At 62.1% G+C, this 8,857-nt stretch carries 9 protein-coding genes and 1 pseudogene; 5 read left to right on the forward strand and 5 right to left on the reverse strand.

The window, feature by feature from the left end; translation table 11 throughout:
- Positions 1-29: 29 nt before the first annotated feature.
- Positions 30-1,271, reverse strand: coding sequence for an ATP-grasp domain-containing protein (locus tag QQM67_RS29035; protein ID WP_314178101.1), 1,242 nt, complete (start codon positions 1,269-1,271; stop codon positions 30-32).
- A 115-nt stretch (positions 1,272-1,386) separates the two neighbouring features.
- A pseudogene (locus tag QQM67_RS30795) lies at positions 1,387-1,591 on the reverse strand (transposase); the annotation flags it as partial.
- A 253-nt stretch (positions 1,592-1,844) separates the two neighbouring features.
- On the opposite strand from QQM67_RS30795, the gene QQM67_RS29040 reads away from it, so the two are divergent.
- Positions 1,845-2,366, forward strand: coding sequence for a GNAT family N-acetyltransferase (locus tag QQM67_RS29040; RefSeq protein WP_314178103.1), 522 nt, complete (start codon positions 1,845-1,847; stop codon positions 2,364-2,366).
- 402 nt (positions 2,367-2,768) lie between these two features.
- Positions 2,769-3,761: a zinc-binding dehydrogenase gene (locus QQM67_RS29045; protein WP_314178105.1), complete on the forward strand. Its 993-nt coding sequence runs from the start codon at positions 2,769-2,771 to the stop codon at positions 3,759-3,761.
- Between the two features lie 312 nt (positions 3,762-4,073).
- On the opposite strand, the gene QQM67_RS29050 is transcribed toward QQM67_RS29045, so the two are convergent.
- Positions 4,074-4,424: a hypothetical protein gene (locus QQM67_RS29050; RefSeq protein WP_314178107.1), complete on the reverse strand. Its 351-nt coding sequence runs from the start codon at positions 4,422-4,424 to the stop codon at positions 4,074-4,076.
- Positions 4,425-4,859: 435 nt separating this feature from the next.
- Here QQM67_RS29050 and QQM67_RS29055 point away from each other — a divergent pair, with 435 nt between their 5' ends.
- The gene (locus QQM67_RS29055; RefSeq protein WP_314178109.1) at positions 4,860-5,870 is read left to right on the forward strand and encodes a hypothetical protein; all 1,011 of its coding nucleotides are present in this window, start codon (positions 4,860-4,862) and stop codon (positions 5,868-5,870) included.
- Between the two features lie 9 nt (positions 5,871-5,879).
- Positions 5,880-6,440 carry a hypothetical protein gene (locus tag QQM67_RS29060; protein ID WP_314178110.1) on the forward strand — a complete coding sequence of 187 codons (561 nt, stop codon included), beginning with the start codon at positions 5,880-5,882 and terminating at the stop codon, positions 6,438-6,440.
- Between the two features lie 457 nt (positions 6,441-6,897).
- Here the strand turns inward: QQM67_RS29060 and QQM67_RS29065 are convergent, their stop codons facing one another.
- Positions 6,898-7,110, reverse strand: coding sequence for a hypothetical protein (locus QQM67_RS29065; protein WP_314178112.1), 213 nt, complete (start codon positions 7,108-7,110; stop codon positions 6,898-6,900).
- A 79-nt stretch (positions 7,111-7,189) separates the two neighbouring features.
- Between QQM67_RS29065 and QQM67_RS29070 the strand changes: the two genes are divergently transcribed.
- On the forward strand, positions 7,190-7,825 hold the full coding sequence (locus tag QQM67_RS29070) for a DUF3987 domain-containing protein (RefSeq protein WP_314178132.1): 636 nt from the start codon (positions 7,190-7,192) through the stop codon (positions 7,823-7,825).
- Positions 7,826-8,223: 398 nt separating this feature from the next.
- Here the strand turns inward: QQM67_RS29070 and QQM67_RS29075 are convergent.
- On the reverse strand, positions 8,224-8,857 hold a 634-nt coding region (locus QQM67_RS29075; protein WP_314178113.1), incomplete at its 5' end, for a tetratricopeptide repeat protein.

Consider the following 8,857-nt stretch of genomic DNA (forward strand, 5'->3'; position numbering starts at 1 on the left):
TTGGGTAGGTCTCCTGCGTCCACGGGTCGTCAGACGTAGAAGTCGAGCTCTTCCTGCTTCTTCAACAGCTCGCGCATCCGGTAGGGGTCATCACCGAAGAAGTACACCAGGCCCCAATGAGTGCCGAACGCGGTCCTCTTGGTGACAGTCTGCTCGAGCGGCGTCGAGAGGTCGTGCGACTCGTAGTAGTCGTCGTCCTCGGTCTCCTCTGGGATCACCAGGTCGCTGACGACGCGGCGGCGCGGGTAGACACCGAAGCAGCCGGCGACCCCGGACGCGTCGACGACCTCGCGCGGGAAGAAGGCGTCGATCTCCTCCTCGGTCGTCTTCGGGTCGAAGGCCAACACCAGCCCATGGTAGGCGTTGAACCCGTAGGCCCGCTCCAGCAGCTCGAATACCTTGAAGCCCGGCGGCCGGTAGGCGACTTCGCCGAAGTACATCTCGCCGTCGCTGGTGACGAAATACTCCGGGTGCACGAAGCCGAACTCGATGTCGAACGTCTTGATGAGCTTCTCGATCTGCGCCGTGATCTGCGGGCGGTACCGCTCCAGTTCCGGGGTTGCCGGCACGAACACCGAATACCCCAGCGTGACGTATTCGGAGATATTGAGGAACTTGATCTTCCCGTTGTGCACCCACGCCTCGACCGCGAACTCCCAGCCATCGAGGTGGGATTCCATGAGAACCGGGAACTCCTCTTCCGGAATCGTGTCGACCTCGTCCGGGGTACGGATGACGCGGTGCCCGAGGCATCCTGCCTTGTCGAACGCCTTGAGGTGGATCGGGTCGTTCGGGTCACCGTCCAGCTTGAGCAGGGTCTGATTGACGCGCCTGAGAAAGCGGATCACGTCGTCCCGGTCATGGGCTTCCTCGAATATTCCGACCCGGATGCCGCCGAGTTGGGCGCGGCGCTTCATCAGTGCCTTGTCCCGCAACAGCATGGCCTGACCGTACAAACGCGGGTTGTCCAGCAGAACGGAGTTGATCGCCCCAGCCCATTCAACCGTTTCCTCGAACAGCGGGATCGCGACGTCGACGCCCTCGTTCTGAAGAGTCTCGGCGATCTCCATGGAGCGGTCGTTGAGCCGTTCGAAATCCCAGGGCACGTAGGGGATGTCGTGGTCGACGCAGTACTCCTCGGCCCACTCCGGCGCCACCACGACGTATCGCCGGTCGAACCGGTCGAGGGCTTCCACCGCATTGAGACTCCAGCCAAGAAGCGCTACATAGCCCTTGTCCGGGTTCCTGGTGGCCGGTTCGACCTGTGGCATAGAAAGCTTCTCCTTCGGCGCGTGCGCTCATCGACGGCGTGACTGGCGCCTACCCGGTGATCTGCCGCGCAAGCACCTCAGCCCCGCGCGGAAGGCTTCGTGGCGAAGCCGACGCCACGGCGACCTGGCTGTTCTCGATGTACACGGCGGTGCCGGTGTACTGACACTGACGGTGAACGCCAACGGTGTGTTGCCCTTCTTCAGACCGCCGGTCTCGTCGACCACCAACACCGCGTCGTCGTCTTGCAGTTCCGGAAGACGAAGCCGCGGATGAGGTCACGGGCCGCGTCGCGGGGCCGTCGTAAAGGCTTCGCCAGGTGAGGCACGAAGGAGCGCATATCGGTTATGCGGTCCGGATATTGGTTGTTCGCCCGGTCTGGCGAGGTATCAGCGGAGCCGGTAACTCCCATGAGTCATCGGTGAGTTCACGCCGACGCACCGGGACCATGATTTCAACACTGCCTGAGGTCGATGGAACCGTTGAGCCGGTGGCGTGACGGCCGTACGAGACGGCAAGGCAGTGGGCCCCAAAAAGCAGAGGAGTTCCCGCTCGGTTGCACTCAGACTGAGTGCATGACCCTTCTGCTCGAACCACCGCGTCTGGTTTGGCCGACGACCACGGTCCGTGAGTCGTATCTCGCTGGTGAGCGCGCCGATTGTTTGGCGGAAGGAAAGCCTGTCGACTGGCTTGGCACGGCAGACGACGACTTCGACGCCTTCGTCGCCGAACGCCGGGGCATCCAGATTCGGTGGTCCGTCCCTTCCACCGTCTTCTGGTACGTCTCGGGTGAGCATTACCTCGGCACGCTTGTCGTTCGGCACTGCCTCACAGAAGAACTGGCGGAGGTTGGTGGTCATGTCGGCTATCACGTGGTCACGCCGTGGCGCCGGCAGGGTCACGCGAAGAGAATGCTCGCAGCCGGGCTAGATGAATGCGTCAACATCGGCCTTGACCGAGTCCTGTTGACCTGCGCAACTGACAACGAGGCGTCACGCCGGGTAGTTCAAGCCAACGGCGGTGTGCGTGACGGCCAGGCACGTGGCGAAGACCGATTCTGGATCACCCTTCCCAACCGTGATCTCGCAGCGTCCTGATGCAAGGTTCGTCGGCTCGCTAGGCCGGTGGCGTCTCAACGGCGAGTCAAGTCCCATTGGCCGGACCAGAACATCCGGAGGTGGCCCCGCAAGTGGGCAATTCACGGTGCTGCCGCCGCCCGGTTTCTGACCTGCATGAGCGGTGATCGCGTCAGTGAGGACTGACCGGGAGGAGCGATCCGAACTCTCAACTGGCGGGTTGTTTGCGGGAGAAACCCCGCCCGGCGACTGCGTGGATGCCCGGCATGGTGCACAGGCGATCCGGCCAAGGCCCCATCTTGCATCGCGACTGACGAAGGAAACCGCTCTTAGGCTGACGGTATGCGCGGAGTATGGCTCGAACAGGCCGGTGGGCGGTGGGCAGTTCAGGATGTGGCTGACCGGGAGGTGCAGGCAGGTGGTGTGCTGGTCGACGTCGTTGCTGTGCGCGTGCCCTCTTACACCCGTCAGGTGCTCACTGGTGAACTGCACTACGACCTGCCGGCCCCACTCGTCCCGGGACCGACGTGCATCGGACGGATACGGGCGGTGGCGGACGACGTGTTCGGCGTCGACGTGGGCGAGGTGGCTTTGTGCAACTCGCTGTATTCCTCGGGTGAGACGGCCGGTTCACCGGACGAGATTCTCATCGGGTGGACCGGCACAGGCAGCGCACGTTCCGCGCGTATGCAACGCACGTGGCGGCACGGCAGCTTTGCCCAGAGGGCTTGCTATCCCGCCCCCTGCGTAACGGTCCTCCCCGGAGCGGACCAGTGGACGCGACCGGAACTTCTGCCCTTTCTCGCGTCGCTGGCCATCGCGGACGGTGGCCTGCGCCGCGGCGGCCTGCGCGGCGGTCAGAGCGTCATCGTGAACGGAGCCACCGGGAACCTTGGAGGAGCGGCTGTACTCGCGGCTCTCGCACGGGGCGCCACCCAGGTGATCGCCACCGGACGCAGACGAGAGTCCCTGGCCACGCTGGAGAAATTGGACTCACGAGTGAGGCCAGTCGTGCTGACCGGCGACCGCGCACGGGACGGTGAGGCCATCCGCGCCAAGACCGACGCCGGGGCCGACCTGCTGCTGGACGTCATCGCCCACACCCCGACCACCGACCCCACTCTGGCCTGCCTGGACGCTCTGCGCATACGAGGCACCGCAGTCCTGGTCGGAGGGGTACGCCACGAGCTCGCCCTGCCCTACCAGCGCATCCAGCGGCAACAGCTCACCGTGACGGGCTCGTTCATGTTCGACTCCGCCACCGCACTGGAAGTCTGGCAACTCGTACGCTCCGGGACGATTGACCTGACCCCGGTAAACGCCTGCTCCTTCGACTTGGAGCACTTCGACGACGCACTGAACACGGCCGCCTCACTGAGCGGCCTGGACTACACGGTGCTACTCCCCGAAAGCTGACATCAGCAGGAACTCGTACATGAACAGAGTCACCCTGCAACTGACGGGAGTTCGCGATCTTCGCCAGGATTTCGCCAAACGATCTCCGCGGCACCCTGAACACGCGTCAGGGCCGGTGCCTCACGCACAGACACCGGCCCTGACCTGCGATTTCATCTGTCGGGGTGGCGGGATTTGAACCCACGACCTCTTCGTCCCGAAGCAATCCGGCGGACTCGCTGGCGTGTGGCGCCTGTCGTGCTGACCTGGATGAACTGTGCCCCAGAGTCCGTGCAAGTCCACTGAAATATGGGGTCGTTGTCACGCAGTTGGTCACTCACGAGGCCGGCGGTGATCGGCTAGTCGCAAGGGGCTGGCGGATCCGGTGGACGTCGGGCTCGCGACGTTGTCCGCGTGCCGTGCGGCTCGCTCCGCTTCCTTCGTCGCTTTGAGGTAGGCCTTCTTGTCCCAGCGGAAGGGCTTGCCGGTTCGTTTGTCGAACCACACATGGTTGGGGGTGTCCTCGACCTGCCGGTAGTCGCCGTACTCGGCTTCGGCCTCGGCGCGCATGTCGGTGGCGACGTCATCAGGATTCATGCCCTGTAGGTAGTCGGGGCTGTCCGTGTCGCGCGTGCCGCTGGCGTCGTCGAGGTCGCTGTCCGAAGAGCCGACGCTGAGCCCCACCCTTCCTTCGCGAGTCGACGACTCCCGACTCGACGAGTCAGGCCGAACTTGCGCACGTACGTGTCGCTACCTCACCTACGAATAGCAGCCCTCCCCTCACGAGCAGGGCGAGGCTCCACGCGCGGCCTCCTTCGCGGCCCCCGTAGGTCCTCACGAGAGCGGGTTCACCAGGTAGATGTTCCCCGGCTACGAACTCGCCCGAGTCGATCGCGCCCGGAGACATCCCGATCTGTCTCGCGGCTCGGGCGTTGAAGATCCTCTACTTCCGATGGCTTGCTTACCACTCCAGTCACTCTCACCACCCGCCCACACGTGAATCTCCCAGTTGTGACGCCCATCGAGCGTGATCGTCAAAATGTGGCTCAACATGGTGTTCTACCGATCGCTCACAGCCCTTAACGTAGAGTAAGTGACAGGCGGGAGTTGGGAGGGTGTATGCCATCTTTCGGTTATCGACTCTTCATCATGCAAGTACACCGTGGTCGTAAGAAAACACCAACGAACTTCAATGACTGCAACGGTGAGCATTACCAAGACATAGTCGAACGATCACTCAAGGCACTTAGTACGCGCACGATGGTCGGCAAAGCCAACGACGCCCCCGGAGAATCCGACTCGGAAAACGAGAGCCTTCACGGCCAACCCGCTCTTCGCGTCAGCGACATAAATGTGTCCGATAACATTGTCCAGGCCACCATCTTACTTGGCAGTGTGGGATCCCATGAGAAAGCTCTCGGCATGGGGGACCCATCAGAGGACGCCGATATAAGTGATAAAGCGGCAGCAAAGTCGTTCCGCGTTGTCATGGCATTACCATCGAATGGATTAAAGGGCTTTTTGGCTGTGGAAGACATCAGTCGAACTTGCCCTGTCACTCCGCTAATTCGATGGCTAAAGTGGCAGTCGCAGACTGACCAGAACTCTGCATCAAGCGCCAGCGAAGGTTGGCGACTTACGGTGCGCCACATCGCAGATGAAGCACATCTCGAAGAAATGATTCGTAACGGCCAGGTCGAAAAGTTGGAACTGGTCAAGAACGCAGTCAACGCCAACCGTGCCCGCTCCCGTGAAGAATTTCGGGTAAGTGCTCCAGTTATCGAACGTGGGATGCTGCGGCGAGTTGCAGATTTAGTCAAGACGTGGATGCCATCCGATGACCGCGAGCGCGAGCCCGTCACGCCAACGGACGGGGAGGCCGCGAAGCTATTGGCTGCGATCGTGGGTCATAAGGTGGAAGATCTTGATGTTGATGACGGATGGGTAGTCATCAAGGACGCAGATGACAGGACCAGGCGCGTCAGCCCTAGTCGCATGAGTGAATTCTTTACATACAAGCAATCACCCGATGGACGTGCAGATACGCCTCGCTTCTATACCGAGGTTCGAGCAACGGCGCTTCGTCTTCAAGAGACGGCAGAAGTAGTCGTTGACTGGCCCGACATATAGGGGGAGTCGATGTTCAGCCGATTCAATGTTGCACCGATTCTCCGAGGTCACTGGAAGGGGCTGAGCGACGGTGAGTACAGCAAATGGCGCCCCGACAGGACTTCAAGAGCACTTCTAGTCGCCCCAGCGGCAGTGTTTCTTTTCATGCTATCCAGTGATGGGGTATTAAAATCCCCCACGCCGCTGTTGACAGGTGTAGCGCTTCTGGCAGGGGGAATGCTAAGTGCATTCACACACCTTTCTGCCCTCCGACTCAAGATCACCGAATGGAATATTGAGAGGGATACTCCAGAATTCTCCACCGAGAAGGACAGTCTCGATGAGAGTGCAGCGCACTTGCTGGCCGGAGCTCTAGTGTGCATTCTGGATGCGGCTACACTCGTCATTGGAATGAATATTGCACTCCGCAAGGATGGGGCATTGACCGGATTCTGGGCAGCACTAGCAAGCGGCCTGAGTGCCTACGTCTTCTTGGTTTTTGTGGCGATTCTCCCTAAACTCTATTCTGCGTACGTAGACATAAACCGGGTAAAGGGAGAGCTAAGCGGATTCACGAAATCACTTCATTAGACTCGGTTTCCTGATGCGAGGTGGATTCTGAAACGTCTCGCGCTGACTATGTGCCACCCATCTGGCGCTCCAGGCGTTCGTGGATAATCAGCTCCGGGAGGGGCACGCGTTGGCCTCAATGTCATGCTTTACCGCGATCTCAATCGACGCTCATGCCGAGGCTCTTTCGTCTAAGTCTTTACGGGAGCCCCCACCGGAAGCTCTCGTAGAGAGCGCGGTAAGGCTGTGGGCTACTTGGTATCGACCGGCTCCTGGTCCGGCCATAGATTTCGCGCGCGCAGGTCAGCCCTGAGCCAGTCAGGGGAGGTCACGCTTCGAGCGCACTGCTGCGCACAGGGTTCGGGGCACGCGTACAATCCTCTGCTTGGCCCGGATCCAGTTTCGATGACCTGAACCAGCATCAGGTCGGCTCGGTTCTCGCCACAGATCAGGCACCGTGCGCTCTCGGGCCACATCGTCACCACCCCGTGACAATTCGGAGGGCGGTGAGCGTGGTGCCCGGCCAGAGCGTGAGCACGGCGCCGCCAGCGAACCCTATGCGCTTCCCGCCGCCAGGCAGGTTGAACAGGCTCTGTACGGTCATGGGCTGCCCGCCGATGGTGATCACGTCCCCACGTCTGATCGTCGTGACGGTGATATCGATGGCGACTTCCTTCTCAGTTCGAGCCATGGCGTGCCCCCTTGTGGCACAGGCAGTTGCACGCGTCTGATTCCTGCTTCCTGGTTGGGACGGGAGCGGCGGGCCTTGTCTGGTCGGCCCTGCGCCCGTTCCGGAGCAGACGACAGCGGCGTACGAGCGCAACGTTATTGCTCTCACTCTGTCGTTGGCTGACTGGACCGACCCCGTCGTGCTCACCCTGACGTCCGAAGCTTCCGCCGTACTCACTGCGTTCGAGGAGCGTGTTGAGCCGCAACTGCGAGTCAAGGGCGGCAGGCTGGGCCACGTCGGGAAATGGGCGGGGAAGCTGATCGGCGCTGCGGCCCGTATCGCCGGACTGCTGCACCTTGCCCGCCACTTGTCGGACGGCTACGCCAAGCCCGTCGACGTCGACACCATGAAGGCCGAGATCGAGATCGCCGACTACTTCGCGGACCACGCGCTGACGGTCTTCGACCTCATGGGCGCCGACGCCGCCCAGGCGCGGGCCCGTTCGCTCCTGGACGTCCTGGCCGCGAACGGCTGGGAGACGGTCACCCGCCGCGACCTGTTCGCCAAGCTGTCGCGATCCGAATTCCCGACCATCGCAGAGCTGGAGCCCGCCGTCGCGCTCCTCGAAGAGCACGGCTACGTGCGCAGCCACATCCCGCCGCGGACGGGCAAGCGCGGGCGCCCGCCGGCCCCGCGCTACCTCATCCACCCGCAGGTGAGGGAGGGACAGGCATGAGCGGCACCGCGATGAGGGCAAAGCCCCTTACGCAGAAACCGCAGAATTCGCACAATGCCAGGCTCAACGGCGCTGACGAGCGACGAAGTGCCCCTCTGAGCCGTTGGGAGGAGGTGCCGCAGAAAGCTGCGAAACCTCCGCAGAAACCGGAGTGGTCCTCGTGCGGTTCCGCCGGCCACGCCTCGGTCCTCGATTTGCGCGGCAGTTCTCACAATTTCTGCGGCGTGGCGGCACGATGCATCAACTTCCCAGCTCAGGAGGCAAGTTCGGGGAGTTTTGCGGTTTCTGCGGCGGGGACCCCGCCCCGGCCGCTCGGAGGGGACCACGGCCACGACGAGAAGGAGAACACAGTGACCACCGCTGCACCCCAACGCCTCGTGTCTTTCACGCCAGTTCAATTAGTCACTGAAATCCTCCGATCTTAGCTCTTTTAGCGTGTTGGCCAGAAGGTCCGCAGCCGTGGTGCCATCTTCTTTGGCGGCGCGTATCAGCAGATTTAGCATCCTGGCTAGAAAGTCCGCAGCCGTGGTGTCGCCTTCTTCGGCGGCACGTAGCCACCATTCAAGCACCGTCGGCAAGTCCCTCTCCTTCTCCTGCCCCGCGAGGGCGCCGAGACTGAACATGGCGTGCGTGTCGCCTGCTTCGGCGGCGCGGGTCCACCAGGTGCGGGCGCCTTCGAGGTCTCCCTCGTCTGCTTGGAGCTTGCCGAGCTTGTTCATGGCGTTGGTGTCGCCTGTTTCGGCGGCGCGGGTCATCCATTTACGGGCTTCGTCTGTGTTCCCCTGTTTCACCGCGAGTGTGCTGAGGTTTTTCATGGCGCTGGTGTCGTCTGTTTCGGCGGCGCGGGTGAACCATTTACGGGCTTCGTTAAAGTCTCCGTTCTCTGCCGAGTGAACGCCGAGCTCGTTCATGGCGTTGGTGTCGCCTGTTTCGGCGGCGCGGGTCATCCATTTACGGGCTTCGTCTGTGTTCCCCTGTTTCACCGCGAGTGTGCTGAGGTTTTTCATGGCGCTGGTGTCGTCTGTTTCGGCG

This window comes from Streptomyces winkii (assembly GCF_032248595.1).
GTDB lineage: Bacteria > Actinomycetota > Actinomycetes > Streptomycetales > Streptomycetaceae > Streptomyces > Streptomyces winkii.